The sequence below is a fragment of the Pseudomonas sp. AO-1 genome (assembly GCF_019775695.1).
In the GTDB taxonomy this organism is placed as follows: Bacteria; Pseudomonadota; Gammaproteobacteria; order Pseudomonadales; family Pseudomonadaceae; genus Aquipseudomonas; species Aquipseudomonas parakoreensis.
On record NZ_CP079947.1, the window covers coordinates 2,591,647 to 2,613,991 of the forward strand.

Below are 22,345 nucleotides of genomic sequence, written 5' to 3' on the forward strand. Positions count from 1 at the left end.
GGAGCGGTCATGAAAGTGTTGTCAGCCCTCGCTCCGGAAGTGCGGCAGTACCTGCTCGTGACGGGCAACTACTGGGCCTTCACCCTCACCGATGGTGCTTTGCGCATGTTGGTGGTGCTGCACTTTCACGCGTTGGGCTACAGCCCACTGCAAATCGCGGCGTTGTTTCTGTTCTACGAACTCTTTGGCGTGATCACCAACCTGGTGGGTGGCTACCTCGGCGCCCGGCTAGGGCTGAACCGGACCATGAACATCGGGCTGGGCCTCCAGGTCGCCGCGCTGTTGATGCTCACGGTTCCGGTAGCCTGGCTGACCATTCCATGGGTGATGGGCGCTCAAGCGCTGTCCGGGATCGCCAAAGACCTGAACAAGATGAGTGCCAAAAGCTCCATTAAGCTTCTGGTTCCGGATGGGCAACAGGGCAAGCTCTACCAGTGGGTGGCAATCCTCACCGGCTCGAAAAACGCACTCAAGGGGGTTGGCTTTTTTCTGGGTGGAGCCTTGCTGGCACTCATCGGCTTCAAAGGCGCCTTGTTGGCCATGGCGGGTGTCTTGGCGCTGATCTGGATCAGCAGCTTGGTCCTGTTGAAGAAGGACCTGGGCAAAGCAAAAGCCAAGCCCAAGTTTCGCGACATCCTGTCCAAGAGCCGGGCGATCAATATCCTCTCAGCGGCGCGGATGTTTCTGTTCGGTGCCCGTGATGTCTGGTTTGTGGTGGCCTTACCGGTGTACCTCAGCAGCGTGTTTGGCTGGGACTTCTGGAAGGTTGGCGGCTTCCTGGCGGCCTGGGTGATTGGCTACGGCATCGTGCAATCCTTCGCGCCCAACATCACCGGCAAGAAGCGAGGGCACGTGCCGGATGGTCGTGCGGCATTTCTCTGGGCGCTGGCACTGGCCGGCCTGCCTGCGGCAATTGCTCTCGGACTGAACACCGGGCTGTCGCAACAGGCGGTGCTGCTGGGCGGATTGATGGTTTTTGGTGCGTTGTTCGCGGTGAATTCGTCGCTGCACAGCTACCTGATCGTGTCCTACGCCAAGGAAGATGGCGTGTCGCTGGATGTGGGTTTTTATTACATGTCCAACGCCATGGGGCGGTTGATCGGCACAGTGCTGTCCGGCTGGGTTTATCAGGTGTATGGGCTGGAAGCATGCTTGTGGATATCGAGCGCATTCGTGTTGCTGGCCGCTCTAATTTCTATCGCCTTACCCAGGCATGCTGAGGCGATATGAAACCGTCAGGCAGGAGGGAGTGAACCTCTTCGCGCTACGTGCGTGTGGAGGAATTGGCAGAGCCTGAATCAACACATGTCGGAGGCACGTCATGAGCAAGTTTATCGACATACCTACACTGTCTTTTGTGGTGATTACTGCGGTTGCATTGACCGCTTGTGATCAAGGCGAGACACCCGCCAAGCGTCCGTCCGGTATGGACAAGACGATTGAAGGGACATGGTTTATAGGCGAGTGGCGCAATACCCAGAGGGATGCTTTGGCGCTACCGTCATTTCGGCTTTCCGCCGACAGCCTGCAATGGGGTGATTGTACGGCGGAGTTTGACAGTCTGATTGGCCGCGACGAGAAGCGAGCATCCCTGGCGATGAAAGAGGGTAGCGACTGCCCAGCCAGCAGCCAAGGACGGCTGAAGGACATCCTCCTTCAGCGCATAAACGAGTGCATGGCCAGTGTCGAGCTTTACGCTTCTGTGGAAGATGTCAGGCAAGATTCCCCTCAACTATCAGCGGTGTACTTCAAGGTCGGCTGCCGGCCACTTCAGGTGGACTGATCGGCGAGAACGGCCACGATCTCATTGACTGTGCTCCGTGCTGTTCGTGTTACACCGATCAGTGTGGCGGAAGCTGAACCTGTCCACTCGCCGTAACCGACCAGCCACAGCCCTGGCTTTTTGATCGAGTGGGTGCCTTCGACCTTAACGCGGCCCTCGGAGTTGACCACCCCCAGTGAATCCAGATGCTGAAGGGCTGGCCGAAATCCGGTGCACCAAATCACCGCGTCCACCGCAGACTCGGAACCATCGACCCAAACAACCCCATTAGGCGTAAAACTTTCGAAAGGTCGTACAGACTTGAGCACGTTGCGCTCTCGGGCTTCGGCAACGGGCGCAACCATGACGATATCGCCCAGCCCACCAACCGGCTGCTCAATGACGCGCCCCTCCAGCTGGGCTTTCCAGCGCTCAGTTGCACGCTCGAACAATACCCGCCCATCCACATCGTCAGGCAAGAACATCGGTTCTACTGGGGTTACCCACGTGGTCTCAGCGACCTTTGAAACTTCGGCAAGAATTTGTGCTCCTGAGTTACCTCCACCCACCACCAACACCTTTTTGCCCACGAACGGCTGCGCTTCGACATAGTTCGCGGAGTGCAGCTGCTGACCTTTGAATAGCTCTGCATTGGGGTAGTGAGGTACGTAGGGATTGCTCCAGGTGCCTGTAGCGCTGACAACAACCTCGGCATCCCAGTGCTTGTCAGCAGAACGTACTCGTAGGCCAGATTCCGTACGCTCAACAGAAGTGACCCGTACCGGGCGCTCAACCGGGAATTGGTAGCGCTGCTCGTACTGGTTGAGGTACTCAATCACATGATTCCGTGAAGGGTAGCCATCTTGCGTAGGGGGCATCATCCAGCCAGGGATCGAACTCCAAGTGGCGGGTGAGAATAGATGCAACGAGTTCCAGCCATGTAGCCAGGCACCACCGGGTTCTTCCTCTGCGTCGAGGATGACGAACGAAAGAAGTGTGCGGCGCAGGAAATACGCTACAGCCAAGGCTGATTGCCCCCCGCCAATAATTACTACGTCTAATTGAGCGCTCAGCGAATCAGTCATCGGACGAACCTTGGATCGATGCAAGACGGTCCAGTATAGCGACTCAATTTGGGCTCCAACTGATCCAGCTCATTGAGAGGGAACTCCTCTACAGGGTATGTGTAACGGCTCGCGTTTGAAAACGGCCGGGCTCGCAATCGATGCAATTTCCAGCTCAGATTAACTGCGGCTGATGAAGCCCTCGGGCTCACATTAGCTGCGAGCGAGCTTGCATTCAGCCGCGCCGGCTTGCATTTAATCTCAATGGGCTCACGCTTTCTGCAACTGAACGCCCCTCGCTCAGACCGTCCAATAAACCAGGGTTTGTTGGACGGCCGTCTCTCAGCAGGCAACCCTCGCGCAAACCCGCATTGCTGACATCCAGCTACAGTCTCCAGCTTTCAATATCCGACTACACTGGGCTCTCACTGAATAGTTGGACAAAGCCATGTTGATGGGATACCTGACTGGCGAGAAACCGGTCTCGGCGGAGCTGGTGGAATCAGTGCTGTCGCGTCAACTGGATGATCTGGAACCGACCCTGACGCGCCACGGTTACCGCATCAAGGATCTGGTAGATCAGTTCGACGCCAGACCCAATGAGATCAAGGCGCTGTTTAGCAACGCGCTCGATCCGGCGCGCGCCGCTGAGCTGCGGGACAAGATGCTGGCAGCGGGGTTGCCGATCTGAGTCTGGGGGCTGAGGAGCAACGGAACAGAAAGTGCACTTAAGCCCTGCCATCTCCTCTCAGCGCAATAGTCCAGGTACTCCAACTCTATCCTCTGCTTGATTCCGTACTTAACTACGGAGATAGAGTCGAGTCGTGGGTAGAAAACCCGAGAGGAGGCTGTTATGAAATACCTAAGACTGCTGCTGATAGTGGGTTCGACTCTGCTGTCATCCACCATATGGGCCGAAGGCGGGAGCGATCGATTGATTGAGCGGAGGGCTGCTATACGCGACAAGGCTGAGGCGGCCTTGGTGGTGAAGACTGAGCAACGAGGGGCCACGGCGGCTGGCCGTGTCGAAGAGCAGCCCGCCTGTCCATCTGCAAGGTAGGACATGAGCGACTGCTGCACGCTCCGCTCGACCAGACTCAGCGTGAGTCTGTCCAGATGAGGCGCGAGCGTAAATGTCAGTTACCCATCTGTGGCCTCTGCAAGTGCTCCTTTGGCCATTCAGCGGCGCTCATTGAGCGCCGCTTTTTTTAAGCTCCAGCCGACAAACAGAGGCGCCTTACGAAGCTGGAGATCGTAGGTCAACGCGGCTCTTTGTTCCTATGCAGTGAAACGATCAGCGGACAGGAAACAGTCCCGTGGCTCGCACAACAGTCGTGAACCAGTTGCTCCAAAACTGACTCGATCCGCTTTAAATCCGCAAGTTTCCCCCGCACATCCCCGAGCTTCTGCTCGGCGAGCACGCGCGCTTCATCGCAGTGAGAGCCGTCATCCAGCCTCAATAGCCCGCCCACTTCTTCGAGACTAAAGCCTAGCCGTTGCGCGGATTTTACGAATTTCACCCGTGCGACATCCGCCTCGCCGTAGCGGCGAATGCTGCCGTAGGGCTTGTCCGGTTCGGGCAACAGCTCCTTGCGTTGATAGAACCGGATGGTTTCCACGTTGACCCCGGCCGCCTTGGCAAAGGCGCCGATGGTCAGACTTTCCACATTGTTTTTCATACCGCTTGATTCCGTACTTGACTACGGGATTAACCTTAAACCATCGATCAAATGCTCGAAAGGAGAAATGCATGTCTGAACCATCAAACGGGCGCGCCCCTCTTGTTGCCGGGGCGCTTGCTGCGATTCTCGCCTCGACTTGCTGTCTTGGGCCGTTGGTACTGATCGCACTGGGATTCAGCGGGGCCTGGATCGGCAACCTGACCGTGCTGGAACCTTATCGCCCGATCTTTATCGGCGGGGCGTTGATCGCGCTGTTTTTTGCCTACCGGCGCATTTTTCGACCGCAACAAGTTTGTAAGCCGGGCGATGTCTGCGCCATCCCTCAGGTACGCACCACCTACAAGCTGCTCTTCTGGGTGGTTGCGGCATTGGCGCTGGTTGCGCTCGGCTTCCCTTACATCCTTCCCTTGTTCTACTGATCAGGAGTTCGCCATGAAAAAACTGCTCGCATCCTTCGCCCTTGCCACTCTCGTCGCCACACCTGTCTGGGCGGCCATCCAGACCGTTACCCTGTCGGTGCCCGGCATGACCTGCGCCGCCTGCCCGATTACGGTGAAGAAGGCGTTGACCAAGGTCGATGGCGTGACCAAGGCTGAGGTGAGCTTCGAGAACCGCGAGGCTACCGTCATCTTCGACGATACCAAGACCAATGCCCCGGCGCTGACCAAGGCGACTGAGGACGCCGGCTACCCGTCCAGCGTCAAGCAATAGGCGGGCATTCCAATGGCAAATTCTTTCAATCTGTTCACGCGGATCGGTGACAAAGCCGGTTCTGTCGGCGTGCTGGTTTCCGCCATAGGTTGCGCCTCGTGTTTTCCCGCCCTTGCCAGCTTGGGGGCCGCGATCGGTCTGGGCTTTTTGAGCCAGTGGGAAGGCCTGTTCATCACCACGCTGCTGCCCCTGTTTGCTGGACTGGCTCTGCTCGTTAATGCCCTTGGCTGGCTCAATCATCGGCAGTGGCGACGGACTGCGCTCAGTCTGATCGGCCCTGTCCTGATGCTGGCAGCGGTGTTTTTGATGCTGGCTCACGGCTGGCGGAGTGGCTGGTTGCTCTACATCGGCCTGGCTCTCATGTTTGGGGTGTCGATATGGGATCTGGTGTCGCCCGCCAACCGCCGTTGCGGGCCGGATTCCTGTCCGACTCCGCAGAAACAGTGATACCGAAAAGAGACCCATCTGAGGAATAACGCTATGACCAAACTGCAAATCGTCGGCATGACCTGCGCCTCCTGTGTCGAGCATGTGAAAGATGCCTTGGAGAAGATTCCGGGCGTGCATCAGGCGGAGGTTTCCTACGCCAGCGGGAAGGCCGAATTGAAGGCCGACGAGGGCGTAAGCCGAGAGCAAATGCAGGCCGCCGTCGAGGCTCTGGGGTATCGAGCGGCGTTCGACGACTCCACGATACAAACCCGTCCTGGCCTGCTCGACAAGGCGCGGGGCTGGTTGAGCGGCAGCACTGGCGCCGGGAAAGAAGACGGCAGGCTCCACATTGCGGTCATCGGCAGCGGTGGCGCGGCGATGGCGGCCGCGCTCAAGGCGGTGGAAGGCGGTGCCCGCGTTACCCTCATCGAGCGCGGTCTCATCGGCGGCACCTGCGTCAACGTGGGCTGCGTGCCCTCCAAGATCATGATTCGTGCCGCGCATGTGGCCCATCTGCGCCGCGAGAGTCCGTTCGACACTGGATTGTCCGCCACGACGCCGACGGTCCTGCGCGAGCGACTGCTCGCGCAGCAGCAAGGCCGTGTCGACGAACTGCGCCACGCCAAATACGAAGGTATTCTGGAGAGCACCCCAGCCATCAGTGTGCTGCGTGGCACCGCCCGTTTCCAGGACGGCCACACGCTCAGCGTGGAACTGGCCGAGGGTGGCGGGCACATCGTAGCCTTCGACCGCTGCCTGGTCGCCACCGGCGCAAGCGCGGCCGTTCCGCCGATTCCAGGGCTGAAAGACACGCCGTACTGGACCTCGGACGAGGCGCTGGCGAGCGATACAATCCCTAAGCGGCTCGCCGTGATCGGCGCCTCCGTAGTGGCGGTGGAACTGGCGCAGGCCTTCGCCCGGCTGGGTAGCGAGGTCACGATCCTGGCACGCAGTGCGATGTTCTTCCGTGAAGACCCGGCCATCGGCGCGGCGGTGACGGAGGCCTTCCGTATGGAGGGCATCGAAGTGCTGGAGCAAACGCAAGCCAGCCAGGTGTCCCACGCCAACGGCGAGTTCGTACTGACCACCAACCATGGTGAGTTACGTGCCGACCAACTGCTCATTGCCACCGGGCGCTTGCCGAACACCCAGGGCCTGAATCTGGACGGCGCCGGCGTGAAGCTGGACGAGCGCGGTGGAATCCGGATTGATCAGGGCATGCGCACCAGCGCAGCGGATATCTATGCGGCCGGCGACTGCACCGACCAGCCGCAGTTCGTCTATGTGGCGGCGGCTGCTGGCACCCGCGCGGCAATCAACATGACCGGCGGCGAGGCAAAGCTCAATCTCGACGTCATGCCGGCCGTGGTGTTCACCGATCCGCAAGTGGCCACCGTCGGCTACAGCGAAGCCGAAGCGCACCACGCCGGGATCGAAACCGACAGCCGCACCTTGACCCTGGACAACGTGCCGCGCGCGCTGGCCAACTTCGACACGCGGGGTTTCATCAAGTTGGTCGCCGAAGCGGGCTCCGGCCGGCTGCTGGGTGTGCAGGCGGTGACTCCGGAAGCGGGCGAAATCATCCAGACCGCCGCCATTGCCATCCGCGCCCGGATGACGGTGCAGGAACTGGCCGATCAGTTGTTCCCCTACCTGACGATGGTCGAGGGGCTGAAGCTCGCCGCACAGACCTTTAACAAGGACGTCAAACAATTGTCCTGCTGCGCAGGGTAATGAGAGAGCGAGGTTGAAACATGAGCAACACGGCAGGCGATCTCGGTAGGTGCGACAGCCTACGCAAGACATGGCAGGTGGTCAGCTTCTGGGGGCTGCCTGCCGTCGTGGCGACGATAGCGATTGTTCTGTCAGATCGACGCCCCGCGTTGTTCCTGGCAGCGGGCGCCGCGCTGGCCGTGATGGGCGGCGCCTGCCTGGTCAACGCCACGCGTTGTCGCCGCCTTCACTGCTACATCACGGGGCCTTACTTCCTGTTGCTCGCGGTTGGTGCGCTACTGGCTTATGTGTTTGACCAAAACGGCGAGCATCTCTCCAGGCTGTGGCTGCTACTGGCTCTGGGTGCTGCACCGTTGCTCATCTGGTTACCTGAGCGCCTAGCCGGAAGGAGATATCTGAGCGCCCCAGTTTGCGGTGAAGATCGGGGGTGTCGGCGATGAATGCCTACTCCATATCCAGATTGGCCGAGGACGCGGGCGTTAGTGTCCATATAGTCCGAGATTATGTGCTGCGCGGCTTGCTGCACCCCGCGCGGCGCACGGAAAGCGGTTACGGCATTTTCGATGAGCGGTCCCTTGCGCGGCTGTGCTTCGTGCGTGCCGCCTTCGAGTCCGGTATCGGGCTCGACGAATTGGCGCGGCTCTGTCGAGCGCTCGATGCGCACGATAGTACCGATGTGATCGGGTGTATCGAGCGCTTGCTTCGGCAAATCGCGACACGGCAGGCGGCTTTAGCCGCAGTGAAAACGGAGTTGGCCGGGCTGACCCATTGCGCCGTCGAAGGTCACGCCCATGCGTAACACCAACCAATCCGAATCAATCAAGATACCCCGCTGGCGCGCCTACACGTGGGGTGCGCTCGCCGCGCTCACTTGCCCCTGCCATTTGCCGGTGCTGGCATTGCTGCTTTCGGGGACTGCGGCCGGGGCCTTCGTCAGCGAACATTGGAGCCTCGCTGCGCTCGTGCTGGCGGTTCTCTTCATCCTCTTTCTGAGAGCGGCACTGCGGGCCTTTCGGGAGCGGCCGTGATCCGCTCAGACCACTGCGCGGTCTCCGCTGCCGAGTTGCGGCAGAGTTGGGAGCGCCGGGAATTCTTCTGCACTACCGGCCGCAGGTCGATCTGCGCACAGGTTCGATCACGGGTACGGAAGCGTTACTAAGTTTTCTTGGACGACGGAGGAACCCCATCATGAACGCAAACAACACCCCTACCATCAGCTGCTGCGAATGTTGCAAGGACATTCCCCTTGACGCCGCACTTACGCCGGAAGGTTCTGAGTACGTCGTGCACTTCTGTGGCCTGGAGTGCTATCAACGCTTTATGTCTCGCGCGGATAAGAGGGCGGCATTCGAGCCTGATAGCCCCTACACACAAAAGATCAGTACCCGTCACGACGACTAATTCGCTTTGCCTCTGGAAAGTGGCTCTGGTTAATTGCAGAAAGCGTGAGCCCACGATGATGGAATGCAAGCCGACGCATCTGAATGCAAGCTCACTCGCAGTGAATGTGAGCCCGGCTGCTCCGTCAGTTGCAGTTAATCTGAGCCGGGAATCGCATTGATTGCGAGCGCGGCCGATTTCAAACGCGAGCCGTTACAGGTATGCATTCCTAGGAGAGCTTGGACTGTAGGCACAAACAACGAAGCCTCCCGCAATATGCGCTTACATAGGCGGGGGGGCTTGGTTTAACGCGCTCGTAAAAAAGCGTCACGCTAGTACATGAAGACTGTTTTTACGTACTAAACCTGCGCGTCTTGAAGCTGATATTCTCTTTGAACTCCTCCACCTTCCCGATTCGACGGATACTCGCCCATGTGCCTTTGTAATAGGGCACCACGTTTCGATCGGTCCATGGGGTAGTCAAATCACCCATCACACCGTTGAAATGACCGAACTGCATGAAGGTTTGATTTCGTTTGATGTCGGGCTCCAGATAGGCCAACGCATAGGACGAACCGTAATCGTTGAACACCTCAACCACGTCTCCAGATTCAATCGTCAGCGCTTGTGCATCGTCTGGGTTGATTTCCAGATAAGCCATCGGCACGCGACGCTGTACAAAATCGTTGTATTGGTCGTGGTAGAGCGTTTGCCACACTTCATTGATGCGCCCATTGTTGACCCAGAACTGGTGCTTCTCCTTCTGTTCTGCCACCGGTTTCGGCAATCCGGGCCATGTTGCTGGCTTGAACTCCGCTTTGCCGTCCGGAGTGTCAAACTTGTAATCGGTGTAGAGCATTTCGGTGCCGATCAGCTTGCCGTTTCGATATTCCTTGGTGGGTAACTGGACGCCATTGTTGCCCATCGCTTTCAGGCGCTCGTAGGTGACAAGGTTGCCCGTGGTCCCGCCCTGACTGTCGATTGGGCCCGCACCGGGTTGGCCAGCCATACGGAAGCCGTCATTGAAGGCGTCCTCCTCGCTATTCCAGTCGAACCCTGCAAAGCGCGCAGCCATGTCCTGTTTCCCTTCGTCCGTATACATCTGCCGGAGGGTTCTAGCGATAGCCGCAGCGATCAGGCAATCGGCTTTCGCTGAACCAGGGGGGTCCATGAATTTTTGTGAAAGGCGCATCCGGCGTTCCCCATTCATTGAGGTGAGATTTATTTCTCCAGGATGGGCTGCCGGCAGCATCACATGGGCAGCTTCTGCAAGCTTGGTTGGGTAGAGGTTGATGTTGGCGACGAAGAGACCACCTTTGTTTTTCACTGCGTCGTAGACCGCATCCACCATCTGCGCCGTTGTACCGCCGCGAACATTGGCCATGGCCTCCCTGACAATGTTGGCACGTTTCAGAATGACCGCACGATGTTGCTCAGCATTCAGCGTGGTTTGGAAGGGATTAGCCCCCCATGCCGTGTACATCATGCCCTTGCCGTTGATGATCTCCTGATCCACATAGATCTTGGTATTGCCTGGATAAGGGGGGCGTGTGTAACCCTCTTGATGCCCGCCCATGCGTACCACACCCGTACCTCGTCGTCCGACGTTGTGGGTCGCCAGAACCAAGTCGACCAAGGCAGACTGGATGAGGTAGTTGTCATTGCCCCAGATGATTCCTTTTTCATAGGCGTGCATGGTATGGGGGCGATGGCCGGAGGCTTTGGGTTTGTAAGCCCATTCGGCTGCTAGCTTGAGCTTGTCTACCGATACCCCTGTAACGTGACTGGTATCCTCCAGCGACATTCGATTGGCTTGAAGTGCCTGGTCAAATGCTTTGGTGTGGGCCGCGATAAATTCTTCGTCATGCCATTTTTGGTCGACCACGTAGGTCAGCAGGCCATTGAACAAAGCGATATCCGTTCCCGGTTCGATATCCAAGTGCAGCACGTTGTCCTTACCTGCGGCCTGCTCCGCTATAGCGATGGTCGGCGTCCTACGAGGGTCGACAAAAATCACCTTGGCAGGAGCAACGGTTTCTCCCGGAAAACGCTGTTTACGCTTGTCGACCGTCTGCCCCTGCAAATTGGGAACCCAGTGCGCCAAGAAGTAGTTGGTTTGGGTTTCATATGAGTTGCAGCCGATGGCAACTATGACGTCAGCCAACTCCGCGTCTTCGTAGCTGTTGTTGAGTTCGCCAATGCCCATCTCGCGTGTGGCGTGGCATTCGGAGTTATAGGCGGGGCGATTGTGGATACGTACCAATGGCGTTTGTAGCGCCGTGAACATCAGCTTGCCGGTGCCCCAGGTATTCTCGAATCCACCTCCGGCGCCTCCGTGATCGAAGCAGTCAAAGGCGAGCACGGCTGGCCCGTCACTATCGAGAATCTTCTTGGTCACACCTGCATAAAGCGCCAAGGCATCATCCCAATTGGTATCCACCCACTGGTCAGCCACATATACACGTGGACTGCGTAGCCGCTCCTTGCCTACGCCATCGGGGTTATACATGACCTTGGCTAATTGCCCGCCTCGTGTGGATGAGAGCCCTTTATTAACTTCGCACTGCTTGTCCGGCACGATCATGATGTTGTAGCGCTTGCCGTCCTTGTCGGTGATCGTGTTCTGCATTGCCGGCGTCATGATGATAGCCAACGGAGGCAACTGTTTGCGGAAGTCGAGCCCCAGTGCGTTCTCTTCGGGTGCCCGTCCCCCCTCTCGATTTTCCGGCCACTTGTACACGTGATAGCCACAACCCACGATGCAGAAGTGGCATGTCAGGTTGGTCTTTTGGGCATCTGTCGGAGGCAGTGCCACACGATCTTTGTTCGTTGCCAATTTGAATCTCCTTATCAAAGGAGGTTGGACTGACGTCCGTAGATCAACCCTTCGACGGCTACAGCACGGACCGAATCGTCATTTGGGTTGTACTCAAGAACTATGATCGGCAGGTTCTCAGTGGCTTGTCCGGAAACCATTTGGCCAATATTCTCAGGGTCGAAAATGCTGAAATGGCAGGGACATTTGAACACCTTTTGCCCAGGGTCATAGGCCACCGGACAGCCCATATGCGTGCATAGCGTGCTGTAGGCCACAATGTCTCGATCTGGGCCGACACCGCCTGGAACGGGCGTGCCCATCTTAATCAATGCGCAAGGTGAGGCCGCGTCGGGATAGGAAAATAGGACTGGTGTGTTGACCTGCAATTTCTGAGCTTTGGAGAGCGCCTGCATTTGGTAAGGAAGATTGACTCGACCCTCCGCCGTTGGCTTTGGTGTCGCGGCTTGCGTGAGTTCGGGCAAACCTATCGCCACGCTTGCAGCAACCCCACCTCCTACCTTCAGGAAGAGTCTTCTTGATATTGATGCCATCTCTGCCTCCGCATTGTGCTCGCGATGCAGTCGGCCCCCACCTCTGTCGTAAGCTGCTTTTACTTCAACCAATTGAGCATAGTCGACAGACTGTTGTTGTGGCTGAAATGGCTCGAACCACTTGCGATCCGCTTAAGTGTGTCGACATTTCCGACTGGCGGTTTGCAGAGATATCTGCTTGTTGGCGCGGTGGAGTTTCTGCAAGTCAGTTTGGCTTTTGCAAGATGAGCGATTGGTACGACGCACGAAAAAGGACAGGTATTGCGGATTTGCGGCCTCCGATGATCACGAAGTTAAGTTCGGCAGTTAGTCTGGTCATGTGCTCTCCCGAGATGGTGAAAGTATTAAAAGGTCAAGCAGGGACATGTATGTCCTTCAAGAGAGGGCATGTGTCGAATATCATTCTCTGCGCGAATAATCTTGAAGAGCTAAAGGTCGGGCTTGCCGCACTGGACATCAGTGTTCCAGCACGTTCAGATCGACGTGAGAGTCCACATGTGGAGCGTTATTGCATTGCGCACCTGCTTGCAACCCTGCCGGCTGCAAAGCTCTTTTTTCCGCTGACCCTTAACCATAGGGATAAGCCGGACTTCCTTCTGGAGATGTCCAATAGGTCCATAGGGATCGAGCATACGGAAGCCGTTCCAGTGAATGCCGCCCGCAGCCAGGTGCTACGGGAGCGAGGCTTGGGGCCGGATGTTTATTTCATCCCTCACGCTACGCCTAGAGAGCCCAAGAAATCGGCCGAAGAACTTCGGCGCGAGATTGAGGCCGATGCCCCTGGGGGCGCTTGGGGCGGCGACTCTCCTGAGTATGAATGGGCGGCGGCGATGGCCCACTGCGGCGGGGAGAAACTCCTTAAAGCGATGGACGATGGCTTCGTGCGGTACCCCACCAACTGGTTGCTCATCTACGACAACTGGCCGCTGCCGGGTGTCAATTTTGCCAAAGCTGCGTTGTACCTTGCTCCGTTGCTGGCGAGCATGGATGCATATTCAGTTTTCGATGCGGTTTTTATCCACGACGATTCGGCAATGTGCGAGTTCCGAGAGGAGCCGATCATCCATGCCCTAGTCAAACCTGGCCACTAGGCTGGCTTGGGCTGTTAAGGCTGCTCGAATCTCGGTTAATGAGTACGGAGGATCGCGCCTATGCACTACGTGATGGCAAGTTGCGCAAAGAGGTATCAAGTCGCGTACGGGGTCTACCTGATACGCTTCGCCAATAGCGGACAGAGGCGTTACATGATGAACATGAATGAGGTCAGCTCCTATCGGGCCGTACTTGTCTTCATAGTTCAAACCGCACGCTTGGCACGTTGGCCCATAATGTGCGATGCACAGCCTGCGTGCGGTGGCATTTCGCTCATAGACTGTCAGCTCGACAGTCTTCAAAGCTCCTTCTGTAAGCGTTGACTTATCGACGGCGTAGGCCGTTGCTGATGCTTGGGAAGGGGGAAGTATTCCGATTGCAAAGTCGCCGGCAATTCCCGTGACATCGAACTCCCATACACCCCACTCGCCGATAGTAAGGCTCGACTTTGGCGGATTCTCATGAAGAAGAGACACCATTTTTCCAGTTGCCGGGTCACGCCGCATCTCCTGCACGTCGGTATTCCTCTCATGAAGATACCAAGCAGGCCATTGCCCTAACTGTGCTATCCATGATTACCCTTTCGCATAGCTTCTGCGCGCGATATCCAAACACTCAGCTGGTGTTGGGACCGCGATAGAGATGCCGAACGGAGGTGAGGTCTGGTCTGGTGGTGGAATGAGATAAACGTAGTTTTTGGCCTTCTTCACGAGTGTCCACCCCCTTCTTGGCAGGATGACACTCAACGTCAAAGTCGCAGCGAACCGATACGTCGTCGGGCCGTATTTCTTTGGAGCCTTGCCTCGTGGTGCAATTTCAACGGTATGGATTGGCCAGCCAGGAGGGGTATGGCTCTTGGTTGCCTGTTGGTCCAACTCAAAGCCGTCCGAGTTACTAGCTGCCATTTGCACCCTCCTGATGCCATCAAGTAACGCCATCTTACGCATCGATTCGATAAGCTGCTTGGTCAAAAAACCTCTGATCGTCGGCTCTGTTGAGTAAGCGTCTGCCCAACACATCTTGCTCAATGTTCAGCGTCTGTCTGGGAGTAGGAAATCTACCTCGTAGATACCCCGTGCCGCACGGATGGTCACAGGGTGTATGACTGGCCTTACGTCACTCAACTCCCATGCGAGCCAGCCATCCTCAAAATAACTTGCACAGGCCGCTTGCATGTCAGCGAGGATGAAGGGACGCACGGCTTTCACGCGCACAATTGCGACGGCAATACCGTTATCGTCTTCGTCCCCATCGTTATGGAGAAATCGCTCGTTTTCCACAATCAGGAGATCCTCGGAAGGATCTAAGTCTGGATGCCAACGACGGACTTCGAGGATTTTCTCGCCAGAAGCGATTCGGCCGCCACTGGGCCGTACAATTGATAAAGCCTTTATGGTTCTCTCCTAAAAATTAGACGCTTGGAAAATAGTCGCTTCGATAGGATTCCACTTATGCGGCAGAAGCTCGGCGATCTCACTCGCCCGCTGCGTCGGCAGGCGTGTAAGAACATCCTTCAGGTATGCATACGGATCATGCCCGTTGAGCCGCGCCGACTGGATCAAACTCATGATCGCCGCCGCACGTTTACCGCTACGTAACGAGCCAGCGAACAGCCAGTTCGAGCGCCCAAGAGCCCACGGCCGGATTTGATTCTCGCACCAGTTGTTATCGATGGGCACAGCACCGTCATTGAGATAGCGCGTCAGCGCTATCCAGCGCTTGAGGCTGTAATCCAACGCCTTGGCGATGGCCGATCCCTCAGGCACAAGCTGCCTCTGGGCGATCATCCAGGTATGAAGTGCGTCGATGATCGGCGCTGCTTTTTCCTGCCGTATTCGCTGCCGGACACCCGGTTCCAGCTCGCGTACCTCTCGTTCAACTTCATACAAGGCCGCGATGTAGTGCAGCGCTTTTTCGGCGATCTGGCTCTTGTTGGTCGCGTGCAAGTCGAAGAACTTTCGGCGTGCATGGGCCATGCAGCCGATTTCTGTAACGCCCAGTTCAAAGCCTGCCTTGTAGCCAGCGAAGTCATCGCAGACCAGCTTCCCGTTCCAGTGGCCGAGGAAATTTCGAGCATGTTCGCCAGCACGGCTCGGGCTGAAGTCGTAAACGACCGCCGCAAGATCGGAGAACTGACTGGTGGCATAGGCCCAGACGTAAGCGCGATGAGTTTTCTTCGCGCCAGGCGTCAGCATTTGTACCGGCGTTTCGTCAGCGTGGACGACGCCGTGCGTCAGCACGGCTTCGCGTAGCGCATCAACCAGCGGTTGAAGTTGCACGCCGCAGTTGCCCACCCACTGCGCCAAGGTCGAACGAGCGATGGGCAGCCCGGCGCGGCCAAAGATTTTCTCTTGGCGATACAGCGGCAGATGGTCGGCGAACTTGGCCACCATGATGTGAGCCAGCAGGCCCGCTGTCGGGATGCCTTTGTCGATGACGTGCGCCGGTACCGGCGCCTGGATCAACGTTTCGCACTGTTCGCAGGCCCACTTTCCACGGATGTGGCGCTCGACGGTGAACACGCCGGGCGTGTAGTCGAGCTTTTCGCTGGCATCTTCGCCGATGCGCTTGAGGGCGCAACCGCACTGGCAGTGGCTGTTGTCCGGTTCGTGATGGATCAGCGTGCGAGGAAACTGCGGTGGCAGAGGTGCGCGCTTGGGTTGCTGGCGTACTTTGGCTTCGACAGGTGCCGGTTGCAGCGCCTCAAGTTCGGCTTCGATAGCGGCGATATCCGTATCGATCAAGTCGTCGAGCAGGCTGGCTTGATCCAGGCTCAACTGCTCGCTGCGCTTGGCAAACTTGAAGCGTTTGAGCAGTGCGATCTCGTGGGCCAGTTTCTCGTTAACCGACTTGTGATGAGTGATTTGCTTGTCCATCGTCTCGACGCGCTGGATCAACTGCGCCGCCAAGGCGCGCAGTTCTTCAGGGTTTAATTGATCGAGATTCGGATGCGAAGTCATGCCGCCGATTTTGCCAGAGAGGGCTAGTGGCGGCGATAGACGGATGGGCCAATTGCGCTGGCAAGCGCGCCATGGCAGACGAATTAGAGCATCGTGATGGCTCCTCCGGAACCGACGCGTTGCCAAGGTAAACCGAGCACCAAGGCTTGAAGTTGCTCTGCATCCAACTCGACTTCAGAGCCGTGCCGCACGCCTGGCCAAAAGAAGCGCCCTTGATTCAAGCGCCGGGCTGCAAGCCAAATCCCCACGCCGTCATGCACCAACACTTTCATACGATTGGCGCGGCGGTTGGCGAACAGATAAGCACAGTGCGGCTTCGCCGCACCGAACACCGCGACAACTCGCGCCAGCGCGGTTTCAGTGCCGGCGCGCATGTCCATGGGCTCGATGGCGAGCCAGATGGTGTCGATGCGAATCATCGCAGCAGGTCTCGCAGAAAAGCGGAACATGCCGCTGCACTTTCTGCCGGCCAACTCACCACGACTACGCCTTTTGAATGAGGCACTTCGATTCGAATCGTGGCCGGAATTTGAGGGGCCGCTGTCGAAGACAATGCCTTGACCGGAATAAAGGCAGTTTGCAGTGCCAGGTTTTTCTGCGCATGCACCCGAATCCATTTATGGACAAGGTTTGCATTGAGGTTGTGGGTCAAGGCGACATTGGCAATCGAGGTGTCAGCCTGCGCACACTCGGCAATGACCTGGGCTTTAAAGGATTTGGAATAGGAACGGCGTTCTTGTGGCATGGGCGTCCGCTTAAAAAGGCTAAAAATGGTGTCCACTTAAATTTAGGTGGACACCATCGCCTTAAGCGATGGCATCAGGAAGGTGTATTGCCCGGACGGTTACTCTGTTGATTCAATCTACACGTTCGAAACGCATGACAGTGCTTGATACAAACAACTGATTAAGTCGTATGCAAACGGGGACAAACTAGTATCTGGCGAGCGAAGACAGCTTTCACAGGTGGGACTGCAAGCACTTCGGGTTTGCGCTGATCCCGAGTGCTTGCGGTCTTGCGGATTAGAATGTCTAGTTGTCGAAGCTACCCCACAGTTTACTCAGCTTGCGGAAACACCAGAACCACAGCCCCTTGAGGCACAGCGCCGAGTTTATGTACAGCATCACCGACCTCTTTGTACTCTTTCCAAAATCGCTCGAGTGCCCCCATTCCGCCGACCAATTGAACGGCACGAATCAGTCCCGCGTGCGCAGCTACAAGTCGTTTAATTTGGAGTTCCAAAGCTGCCACCTCCACCGTTCGCTTCGCCACAACGCCAGCCTGTACGACAGTTGGCGTCAAGCTGGCAGCGATAATGCGGGCCTCAAGCTGTTTCTGACGCGCCTCAGTGATGAGGCTCATTCGAGCACTGTTTCGCGTAAATGCCGAAGCGTTCTTCAGCTCAGAGTGACGTCGAGCAACCTCTCGAACGGTAATATCGACGTTTTCGGAAAGCAGCTGCTCCAGAATTGCCTTTAATTCTACATTGGTGGGATCTTGCAATCTTCTCATGCAAAAACGTCCTTTTCGTTGGGGGCTGCGTAATCAACCCCGTCCGCGAATACATTTTGGTGTGGTTGGGTATCTAGAGCAGCTTGAACTCCCTCAATGAGTCGCACCGCATGCGTAATTTGATTGATTCGGCCCATGGTTCGCGATGGTTTCGCTTCCGCTGCATGCTGCATCACCACAAGACGCTCCCTAAGGTCCATTAAGGTTTCCCGATGCTCAGGTAAACCACTCGCGGCAAAATGTTTGCATCGGTCAAAACACCTCAGGTGCCTCGTGCAAGGATTAATAGAGAAGCTATTGGTACAGAACCCATAGGGCGTGACATGAAAGCCATCAGAGTTTGCTGCAAGATATGCAAACGCAGCTGCATCGCCATGTTCTGCTTGGATACGTTTGAATGATTGTCCCAAATGACTTGTAGCCGCGACGCCACTTACCACCATTTTAGCCACAAGCTCCTGAGTGCTTCCTGGCGGAACATGTGAGCGGGAGGCCGGAGGAAGCTGAACGAACTTCAGTTTTTCAGCAAGACTGCGGTGGTCATACTCGTAGCTCTGCGCAACGGAAACACGGCCGAACTGGTGTGTGATTGCAGTATCAGGAACGTTTAGACGGAAGAGTTCAGTATTCATAAGATGACGTAGAGAGTGCGGCTGTATCGATAAATTCTTCGCCTCTGGAGTACTACCGTGTTTCTTGAAAAATGAGAGCGAACCGCTCCCTAATGTCCTGCCCAGAGCTGTATAAATACGAGCTGGGTGTGGTGTGCTAATTGCCGCATCAGACGTGAGCGGCTCGCTCAATGGGAACCTCAGAACAGCTCCCGTGGTTAGAAATAGCCTTTGCCAGGTCCCTACGACACATCCTGAAGAAGTTTTGAATGTTCGAAGATCTGAATCTGGATAGTTATTGCGCGCAGATGACTGCCTTTCCAGGATTTCCCGAAGGGGTGCCGTTGCGTGCAATATTTCGGTGACGGTGGTTTCGACAAAGCCTTCAAATCGTGATGGTACATGATAATACCTCTCGATCAAGATATCAGGAGCTCCATCTCTCTGCTTCTCTGCGTAGTAGCGCAGCCGTAGAGAGCGACCTACGCCACCAATGTCAGCCACATTTTTTCCAGTCACTACGTCTATGTGATTGTCCCAAACCAGACAATCATCCGGGAGAGTAAGAACCTCAGTAATGCGCAGACCAGTCAGGATAAGCAGCCTAAATATAGAGAAGAATACGCCATCATTGAATGTCGCCGGCACCTCTTGAAATACGATTCGTGTCAACTCGAACAAAGCATCTTTGTCCGGCAATTTGTCTCCGTTGGCTCGTGTGCTGAGTTCGGGTAGAAGTCCAATTTCCGGTTTTGACTCAAATGACGGTTTGACTGGGCAATGCTCAGACAACAAATTTTCGTCAATAACATTCGCGACAGCGACAAAGTCTCGTTTTGCTTTAGCACTCCAAGACTTCAGCGAAAGCAGGTTTTCGAAATGTTCACGGGCGACTTTATAAGGCGGCACTGCGGTGCAAGAAAATAACCGCCTGGCAGCTTTCGCAATGACTTGGGCATTATCTGTGGTCCGTCCACTAAGACAGCGACTTGCGATAATCGCCTTTATGAAGTCTTGAGCCGAGTCGGACACCACCGAGCCCGATGGCAAGCGCGACAATGGCCATTGTGCATCAATTGCCAGCTCACGCACTTCGTTATCGATTCCAAATCCCACTGTTCCAGCAGCATGCCTGTCGTGACTACCGTTCAAAATCCGTAGGTTCCAGTCATGACCTACAATCGGCTTACCTTTATCATCCATGGGAATATCCCATTGCAGTCCTTTTGCCTCGACTGCCTGGCGCAGACTATCGACAAATTGCTGAAACTGCTGGGGACGAGGGCCCTCAGGAGCTGAAAACTGAGATACGGTCATTACTGATTCTCCAGATGTAACTCTTCGATGGCGTCCAACGCTTGCTGAGCGCCCGAGAGAGCGCGGGTGAGTTGGAGATAAGCCGGATTCTCTGGCTGGACGCCGCGAGCTAAGTACACTCGAACTTGCTGACGCATTCCTTCCACGGCATCTTTATGGGCATCAGAGTCCAACGAAGGCATGAACTTCCGACAGCCATAGCACGATGTCACTGGGTTGTAGCTGCACTGGCTTTGGCCAGCCCTACATAGTCCAATACCGCCCACTAAACTCTCGCCAACAATCCCACCGATTTGCTGGTCTTCAGCTGCATGAAGCATCTCTTCAAGAGTCACAAAAGTTCTTGAAGCGATGCCGTGAATTTTTGTATAAAGCTTGGAAGCGCCAAGCGCGGAATTGATGAGTTTCGCTTGTTGCATACTGGCACGAATGTAAATAGCAGCGGTGTTTTTGCGCACATGCCCCAAGAATTGCTGGATACTCCCGCGTGTATGTCCGGCATCTGCCAATACCTGAGCAGCTGTATGTCGAAACTGCTGTGCTGTACAACTCAGATTTACCTTCGATAGCTTGCATACAGCTTTCGCCCGAAACCATAGGGCCGAAGAATTTGAAGCATCGAAGAGACGCGATCTACCTGAATTCACAGCGGATGTATGGAGACGTTCAACTATAGGAACCCATTCAGGCTTAACCTGGCGAATTATCTCGAATTCTTTACCCCCTTTCTGTTTCGCAGCATGGAAAGATACGATGCAGGCAGTCTCGTCCGAAGCATCTTTAAAGAATCTGACGTGTTGCACATTGAGGCATAGGACTTGAACCGGCCGTACGCCGTGCTGATAAATAAGGGCCAGCGCGGCCGCCCCTTCGAGCTGAATGAGGGAAAGGTCTCCATTAGACGCAGCCGCATCCAGTACTTTGACGATGCCTGCCTGAAGACTTGCGCTGACGAGGGATTGCCTGCTCTCAATAAGGCCGGTTCTCTTAGCAACACCCGAGTTGGCTCGCGTATCCAGGCTACTTACTAAAGGCATCGTCCGGCCGCTCCAGTGGCCTACATTAGCTGTGCACGCTAGCTTAAGCACCTTTTTGCTCAGTGCAGCAAGAGTCGATTCGGTGACATACTCATCCCATGTTGTTCTTAGAACTTCTGGGCGTGTATTAAGAAGAGCAACAACAATGTCCCACTTCTGCACGAGCATCCGCCCAGTCCGATGGAGAGTACCTGGGCTTGCCCGACCACTACTCAGCAAGGCGAGTCTTCTCTGAAGCGAACCGATGTTGCCGCTAGCGAAAACGATCGACTCTGCGTGGCCTTTGTAACTAAATGTCCATGTATCTTCCTCCGCGCGAATGATGTAGCAAGTGTCAGAGTACTTGTCATAGATTGAAAGCGTTGCCGGTGCAACTGGCCATGTCCAATCAAGGATTGAACTATATCCGTCTCCACCAGCACGAGCCTTAATAATCTTCGTCTGGTCATGTGTTTCATTCATGATTTGAGTTCCCGCAGCACGCTTACTCTGGTATCAAAGAGTCGTCCCCATGTACGTAGCAAGTCTTCTTGAATCGCTGCACGTGCGTAGTGTTCGGGCATAGACGATTGCTCAGACCATCCGAAGAACGCACGTAACCGTTGGAACGTGAGATCTCTATTTGGCTCATGAGCCATGAACATGGAATATCGGGCCGTGGCACAGGTGTGCCTGAGGTCGTGGGGAGATATTCGTGCCTTTCCACCAGAGCGTTCGGTAAACCGAGAAAGCGTCTCCGGAGAAATGGCACTTGAGAGTTGGTTGAAAACTTTGGTTATTGCCTCCGCAGAAAGAGGATCACCGGTGATCGCTGTAAGAAGAAATCCATGCTCACTCCCGTCGTGTCGGTGTTCCGTTACGTACTGTTCAAAGAGGCAGGCAAGGTCCGCCGATATTGGTATCTGCCGATGTGACTGTTCCGTCTTCATGCTTGGCGAGCTAGAGCGCGGGTCATGTTCTATGGTCGTTGTCACGTCAAGCCAATAGACAACCTCGTATGTTTCGATATCAACGTCGGACTTGAGAGAACCACACTCAAGCAGCATCAGTTCGCCTCGACGTAATCCCGTGAGAAGCAAAAGGTTGAGGATCAGCCAGTTCCTTGCTCGAACGCTTTCGCTATGAAATGGGTTGCGATCAGATATGGGATTCGCAACCTCCAGCAAGTCAACCAGCGTATTGACAGGAATCGCGCGAATGAATCGAAAACGACCTCGTCGAGGTTTTCGTATCTTCCCCATGGCCCATAGCGTCGAGGACAATGAATGCCATGCCTGGCTCGATGGCGCCCGCTGTCGTGCGAGGCGCTGAACAAAATCGCGCACTGCGTCCCAGCGCTGCACCGCCGTTGTTGTGTAGTCCGGGGTCGACGTGAGCTCCAAATAGAACGCTTCGACAAACTCCAGGGTCCTTACAGCATCGCGATGACTGACTGCGGAATCGAACGAATCGAGCCCGAACCGGTCATCACAGAAAGAGTAGAAGGCGTCGATGTGTCGAAGTTTTGTCTTGCGAGTATTCTCGGCGAGGGCATGGCCCTGAATAGTCAATGACCAAGCTGTCGCCCAGAACCGAGGAAGCATGCGATGAGGGTCTACGATGACGAAGTCAGGCAAAGCGTCTGTGTGAATAATCATGAAATGCAACGCTCGGTAGGTACAGTTTATGTGTTACGGCCTCCATCC

Annotated in this window: 26 protein-coding genes and 1 pseudogene; 13 read left to right on the forward strand and 14 right to left on the reverse strand. The window is 55.9% G+C overall.

Going from position 1 to position 22,345, the window contains the following annotated elements; genetic code table 11:
- Positions 1–9: 9 nt before the first annotated feature.
- Positions 10–1,230, forward strand: a complete 1,221-nt coding sequence (arsJ, locus tag KVQ82_RS12070; protein WP_222018980.1) for an organoarsenical effux MFS transporter ArsJ — start codon at positions 10–12, stop codon at positions 1,228–1,230.
- 91 nt (positions 1,231–1,321) lie between these two features.
- Positions 1,322–1,783, forward strand: a complete 462-nt coding sequence (locus tag KVQ82_RS12075) for a hypothetical protein (protein WP_222018981.1) — start codon at positions 1,322–1,324, stop codon at positions 1,781–1,783.
- On the opposite strand, the gene KVQ82_RS12080 is transcribed toward KVQ82_RS12075, so the two are convergent.
- Positions 1,771–2,847, reverse strand: a complete 1,077-nt coding sequence (locus KVQ82_RS12080; protein ID WP_222018982.1) for an ArsO family NAD(P)H-dependent flavin-containing monooxygenase — start codon at positions 2,845–2,847, stop codon at positions 1,771–1,773. The genes KVQ82_RS12075 and KVQ82_RS12080 overlap by 13 nt on opposite strands.
- A 427-nt stretch (positions 2,848–3,274) precedes the next feature.
- Between KVQ82_RS12080 and KVQ82_RS12085 the strand changes: the two genes are divergently transcribed.
- Together KVQ82_RS12085 and KVQ82_RS31820 are read left to right on the forward strand one after the other, a co-directional pair.
- Positions 3,275–3,517 (forward strand): phosphoribulokinase, encoded by a 243-nt coding sequence (locus KVQ82_RS12085; protein ID WP_222018983.1) that lies wholly within the window; start codon positions 3,275–3,277, stop codon positions 3,515–3,517.
- 162 nt (positions 3,518–3,679) lie between these two features.
- A complete protein-coding gene (locus KVQ82_RS31820) occupies positions 3,680–3,886 on the forward strand; it encodes a co-regulatory protein PtrA N-terminal domain-containing protein (RefSeq protein WP_313902821.1) in 207 nt (68 codons plus the stop codon).
- A 199-nt stretch (positions 3,887–4,085) separates the two neighbouring features.
- Here the strand turns inward: KVQ82_RS31820 and merR are convergent, their stop codons facing one another.
- Positions 4,086–4,505: an Hg(II)-responsive transcriptional regulator gene (gene merR / locus KVQ82_RS12090; protein WP_222018984.1), complete on the reverse strand. Its 420-nt coding sequence runs from the start codon at positions 4,503–4,505 to the stop codon at positions 4,086–4,088.
- 71 nt (positions 4,506–4,576) lie between these two features.
- Here merR and merT point away from each other — a divergent pair, with 71 nt between their 5' ends.
- The 8 genes and pseudogenes from merT to KVQ82_RS12130 all read left to right on the forward strand — a co-directional run.
- Positions 4,577–4,927 (forward strand): mercuric ion transporter MerT, encoded by a 351-nt coding sequence (gene merT / locus KVQ82_RS12095; RefSeq protein WP_032860806.1) that lies wholly within the window; start codon positions 4,577–4,579, stop codon positions 4,925–4,927.
- A 13-nt stretch (positions 4,928–4,940) separates the two neighbouring features.
- Entirely contained in the window at positions 4,941–5,219 is a 279-nt protein-coding gene (gene merP, locus KVQ82_RS12100) for a mercury resistance system periplasmic binding protein MerP (RefSeq protein WP_222018985.1), read from the forward strand.
- A 12-nt stretch (positions 5,220–5,231) separates the two neighbouring features.
- The gene (gene merC / locus KVQ82_RS12105) at positions 5,232–5,666 is read left to right on the forward strand and encodes an organomercurial transporter MerC (RefSeq protein WP_222018986.1); all 435 of its coding nucleotides are present in this window, start codon (positions 5,232–5,234) and stop codon (positions 5,664–5,666) included.
- Positions 5,667–5,699: 33 nt separating this feature from the next.
- Entirely contained in the window at positions 5,700–7,382 is a 1,683-nt protein-coding gene (gene merA / locus KVQ82_RS12110; RefSeq protein WP_222018987.1) for a mercury(II) reductase, read from the forward strand.
- A gap of 20 nt (positions 7,383–7,402) precedes the next feature.
- The gene (locus KVQ82_RS12115) at positions 7,403–7,822 is read left to right on the forward strand and encodes a hypothetical protein (RefSeq protein WP_222018988.1); all 420 of its coding nucleotides are present in this window, start codon (positions 7,403–7,405) and stop codon (positions 7,820–7,822) included.
- Positions 7,819–8,181 carry a mercuric resistance transcriptional repressor MerD gene (merD, locus tag KVQ82_RS12120; RefSeq protein ID WP_010466052.1) on the forward strand — a complete coding sequence of 121 codons (363 nt, stop codon included), beginning with the start codon at positions 7,819–7,821 and terminating at the stop codon, positions 8,179–8,181. The genes KVQ82_RS12115 and merD overlap by 4 nt, the downstream gene beginning before the upstream one ends.
- Positions 8,174–8,410: a broad-spectrum mercury transporter MerE gene (gene merE, locus KVQ82_RS12125; RefSeq protein ID WP_019819729.1), complete on the forward strand. Its 237-nt coding sequence runs from the start codon at positions 8,174–8,176 to the stop codon at positions 8,408–8,410. Before merD ends, merE begins: the two co-directional genes overlap by 8 nt.
- Before the next feature lie 160 nt (positions 8,411–8,570).
- Positions 8,571–8,783 (forward strand): annotated as a pseudogene (locus tag KVQ82_RS12130) (DUF3330 domain-containing protein); the annotation flags it as partial.
- A gap of 331 nt (positions 8,784–9,114) precedes the next feature.
- Here the strand turns inward: KVQ82_RS12130 and KVQ82_RS12135 are convergent.
- Entirely contained in the window at positions 9,115–11,598 is a 2,484-nt protein-coding gene (locus tag KVQ82_RS12135; protein ID WP_222018989.1) for an arsenate reductase (azurin) large subunit, read from the reverse strand.
- A 14-nt stretch (positions 11,599–11,612) separates the two neighbouring features.
- Positions 11,613–12,131: an arsenate reductase (azurin) small subunit gene (locus tag KVQ82_RS12140; RefSeq protein ID WP_102599784.1), complete on the reverse strand. Its 519-nt coding sequence runs from the start codon at positions 12,129–12,131 to the stop codon at positions 11,613–11,615.
- Between the two features lie 107 nt (positions 12,132–12,238).
- Here KVQ82_RS12140 and KVQ82_RS12145 point away from each other — a divergent pair, with 107 nt between their 5' ends.
- Positions 12,239–13,222, forward strand: a complete 984-nt coding sequence (locus tag KVQ82_RS12145; RefSeq protein ID WP_222018990.1) for a hypothetical protein — start codon at positions 12,239–12,241, stop codon at positions 13,220–13,222.
- Here the strand turns inward: KVQ82_RS12145 and KVQ82_RS31555 are convergent.
- From KVQ82_RS31555 to KVQ82_RS12190, 10 genes are all read right to left on the reverse strand, one after another.
- A complete protein-coding gene (locus KVQ82_RS31555) occupies positions 13,202–13,729 on the reverse strand; it encodes an HNH endonuclease (RefSeq protein ID WP_313902824.1) in 528 nt (175 codons plus the stop codon). The two genes, KVQ82_RS12145 and KVQ82_RS31555, sit on opposite strands and share 21 nt — an antisense overlap.
- Before the next feature lie 69 nt (positions 13,730–13,798).
- Complete coding sequence (locus KVQ82_RS31560) at positions 13,799–14,128, reverse strand: hypothetical protein (protein WP_260688092.1); 330 nt, start codon at positions 14,126–14,128, stop codon at positions 13,799–13,801.
- Positions 14,129–14,254: 126 nt separating this feature from the next.
- The gene (locus KVQ82_RS12155) at positions 14,255–14,617 is read right to left on the reverse strand and encodes an ASCH domain-containing protein (protein ID WP_222019381.1); all 363 of its coding nucleotides are present in this window, start codon (positions 14,615–14,617) and stop codon (positions 14,255–14,257) included.
- Positions 14,618–14,626: 9 nt separating this feature from the next.
- Positions 14,627–16,183, reverse strand: coding sequence for an IS66 family transposase (locus KVQ82_RS12160; RefSeq protein WP_222019382.1), 1,557 nt, complete (start codon positions 16,181–16,183; stop codon positions 14,627–14,629).
- 83 nt (positions 16,184–16,266) lie between these two features.
- Complete coding sequence (gene tnpB, locus KVQ82_RS31565; RefSeq protein ID WP_260688094.1) at positions 16,267–16,602, reverse strand: IS66 family insertion sequence element accessory protein TnpB; 336 nt, start codon at positions 16,600–16,602, stop codon at positions 16,267–16,269.
- On the reverse strand, positions 16,599–16,928 hold the full coding sequence (locus KVQ82_RS12170) for a transposase (protein ID WP_260688095.1): 330 nt from the start codon (positions 16,926–16,928) through the stop codon (positions 16,599–16,601). The genes tnpB and KVQ82_RS12170 overlap by 4 nt, the downstream gene beginning before the upstream one ends.
- A gap of 311 nt (positions 16,929–17,239) precedes the next feature.
- Positions 17,240–17,695, reverse strand: coding sequence for a hypothetical protein (locus KVQ82_RS12175; protein WP_222018992.1), 456 nt, complete (start codon positions 17,693–17,695; stop codon positions 17,240–17,242).
- The gene (locus KVQ82_RS12180; protein ID WP_222018993.1) at positions 17,692–19,623 is read right to left on the reverse strand and encodes a hypothetical protein; all 1,932 of its coding nucleotides are present in this window, start codon (positions 19,621–19,623) and stop codon (positions 17,692–17,694) included. The genes KVQ82_RS12175 and KVQ82_RS12180 overlap by 4 nt, the downstream gene beginning before the upstream one ends.
- Positions 19,623–21,122 carry a site-specific integrase gene (locus KVQ82_RS12185; RefSeq protein ID WP_222018994.1) on the reverse strand — a complete coding sequence of 500 codons (1,500 nt, stop codon included), beginning with the start codon at positions 21,120–21,122 and terminating at the stop codon, positions 19,623–19,625. The genes KVQ82_RS12180 and KVQ82_RS12185 overlap by 1 nt, the downstream gene beginning before the upstream one ends.
- Positions 21,119–22,297 carry a site-specific integrase gene (locus KVQ82_RS12190; RefSeq protein WP_222018995.1) on the reverse strand — a complete coding sequence of 393 codons (1,179 nt, stop codon included), beginning with the start codon at positions 22,295–22,297 and terminating at the stop codon, positions 21,119–21,121. The genes KVQ82_RS12185 and KVQ82_RS12190 overlap by 4 nt, the downstream gene beginning before the upstream one ends.
- Positions 22,298–22,345 lie beyond the last annotated feature (48 nt).

Bases quoted from the DNA above. Each gene is read 5' to 3' on its own strand.
- arsJ (WP_222018980.1), top strand. From the start codon at position 10: ATGAAAGTGTTGTCAGCCCTCGCTCCGGAAGTGCGGCAGTACCTGCTC.
- KVQ82_RS12075 (WP_222018981.1), top strand. From the start codon at position 1,322: ATGAGCAAGTTTATCGACATACCTACACTGTCTTTTGTGGTGATTACT.
- KVQ82_RS12080 (WP_222018982.1), bottom strand. From the start codon at position 2,847: ATGACTGATTCGCTGAGCGCTCAATTAGACGTAGTAATTATTGGCGGG.
- KVQ82_RS12085 (WP_222018983.1), top strand. From the start codon at position 3,275: ATGTTGATGGGATACCTGACTGGCGAGAAACCGGTCTCGGCGGAGCTG.
- KVQ82_RS31820 (WP_313902821.1), top strand. From the start codon at position 3,680: ATGAAATACCTAAGACTGCTGCTGATAGTGGGTTCGACTCTGCTGTCA.
- merR (WP_222018984.1), bottom strand. From the start codon at position 4,505: ATGAAAAACAATGTGGAAAGTCTGACCATCGGCGCCTTTGCCAAGGCG.
- merT (WP_032860806.1), top strand. From the start codon at position 4,577: ATGTCTGAACCATCAAACGGGCGCGCCCCTCTTGTTGCCGGGGCGCTT.
- merP (WP_222018985.1), top strand. From the start codon at position 4,941: ATGAAAAAACTGCTCGCATCCTTCGCCCTTGCCACTCTCGTCGCCACA.
- merC (WP_222018986.1), top strand. From the start codon at position 5,232: ATGGCAAATTCTTTCAATCTGTTCACGCGGATCGGTGACAAAGCCGGT.
- merA (WP_222018987.1), top strand. From the start codon at position 5,700: ATGACCAAACTGCAAATCGTCGGCATGACCTGCGCCTCCTGTGTCGAG.
- KVQ82_RS12115 (WP_222018988.1), top strand. From the start codon at position 7,403: ATGAGCAACACGGCAGGCGATCTCGGTAGGTGCGACAGCCTACGCAAG.
- merD (WP_010466052.1), top strand. From the start codon at position 7,819: ATGAATGCCTACTCCATATCCAGATTGGCCGAGGACGCGGGCGTTAGT.
- merE (WP_019819729.1), top strand. From the start codon at position 8,174: ATGCGTAACACCAACCAATCCGAATCAATCAAGATACCCCGCTGGCGC.
- KVQ82_RS12140 (WP_102599784.1), bottom strand. From the start codon at position 12,131: ATGGCATCAATATCAAGAAGACTCTTCCTGAAGGTAGGAGGTGGGGTT.
- KVQ82_RS12145 (WP_222018990.1), top strand. From the start codon at position 12,239: ATGGCTCGAACCACTTGCGATCCGCTTAAGTGTGTCGACATTTCCGAC.
- KVQ82_RS31555 (WP_313902824.1), bottom strand. From the start codon at position 13,729: ATGCGGCGTGACCCGGCAACTGGAAAAATGGTGTCTCTTCTTCATGAG.
- KVQ82_RS31560 (WP_260688092.1), bottom strand. From the start codon at position 14,128: ATGGCAGCTAGTAACTCGGACGGCTTTGAGTTGGACCAACAGGCAACC.
- KVQ82_RS12160 (WP_222019382.1), bottom strand. From the start codon at position 16,183: ATGACTTCGCATCCGAATCTCGATCAATTAAACCCTGAAGAACTGCGC.
- tnpB (WP_260688094.1), bottom strand. From the start codon at position 16,602: ATGATTCGCATCGACACCATCTGGCTCGCCATCGAGCCCATGGACATG.
- KVQ82_RS12170 (WP_260688095.1), bottom strand. From the start codon at position 16,928: ATGCCACAAGAACGCCGTTCCTATTCCAAATCCTTTAAAGCCCAGGTC.
- KVQ82_RS12175 (WP_222018992.1), bottom strand. From the start codon at position 17,695: ATGAGAAGATTGCAAGATCCCACCAATGTAGAATTAAAGGCAATTCTG.
- KVQ82_RS12180 (WP_222018993.1), bottom strand. From the start codon at position 19,623: ATGACCGTATCTCAGTTTTCAGCTCCTGAGGGCCCTCGTCCCCAGCAG.
- KVQ82_RS12185 (WP_222018994.1), bottom strand. From the start codon at position 21,122: ATGAATGAAACACATGACCAGACGAAGATTATTAAGGCTCGTGCTGGT.
- KVQ82_RS12190 (WP_222018995.1), bottom strand. From the start codon at position 22,297: ATGATTATTCACACAGACGCTTTGCCTGACTTCGTCATCGTAGACCCT.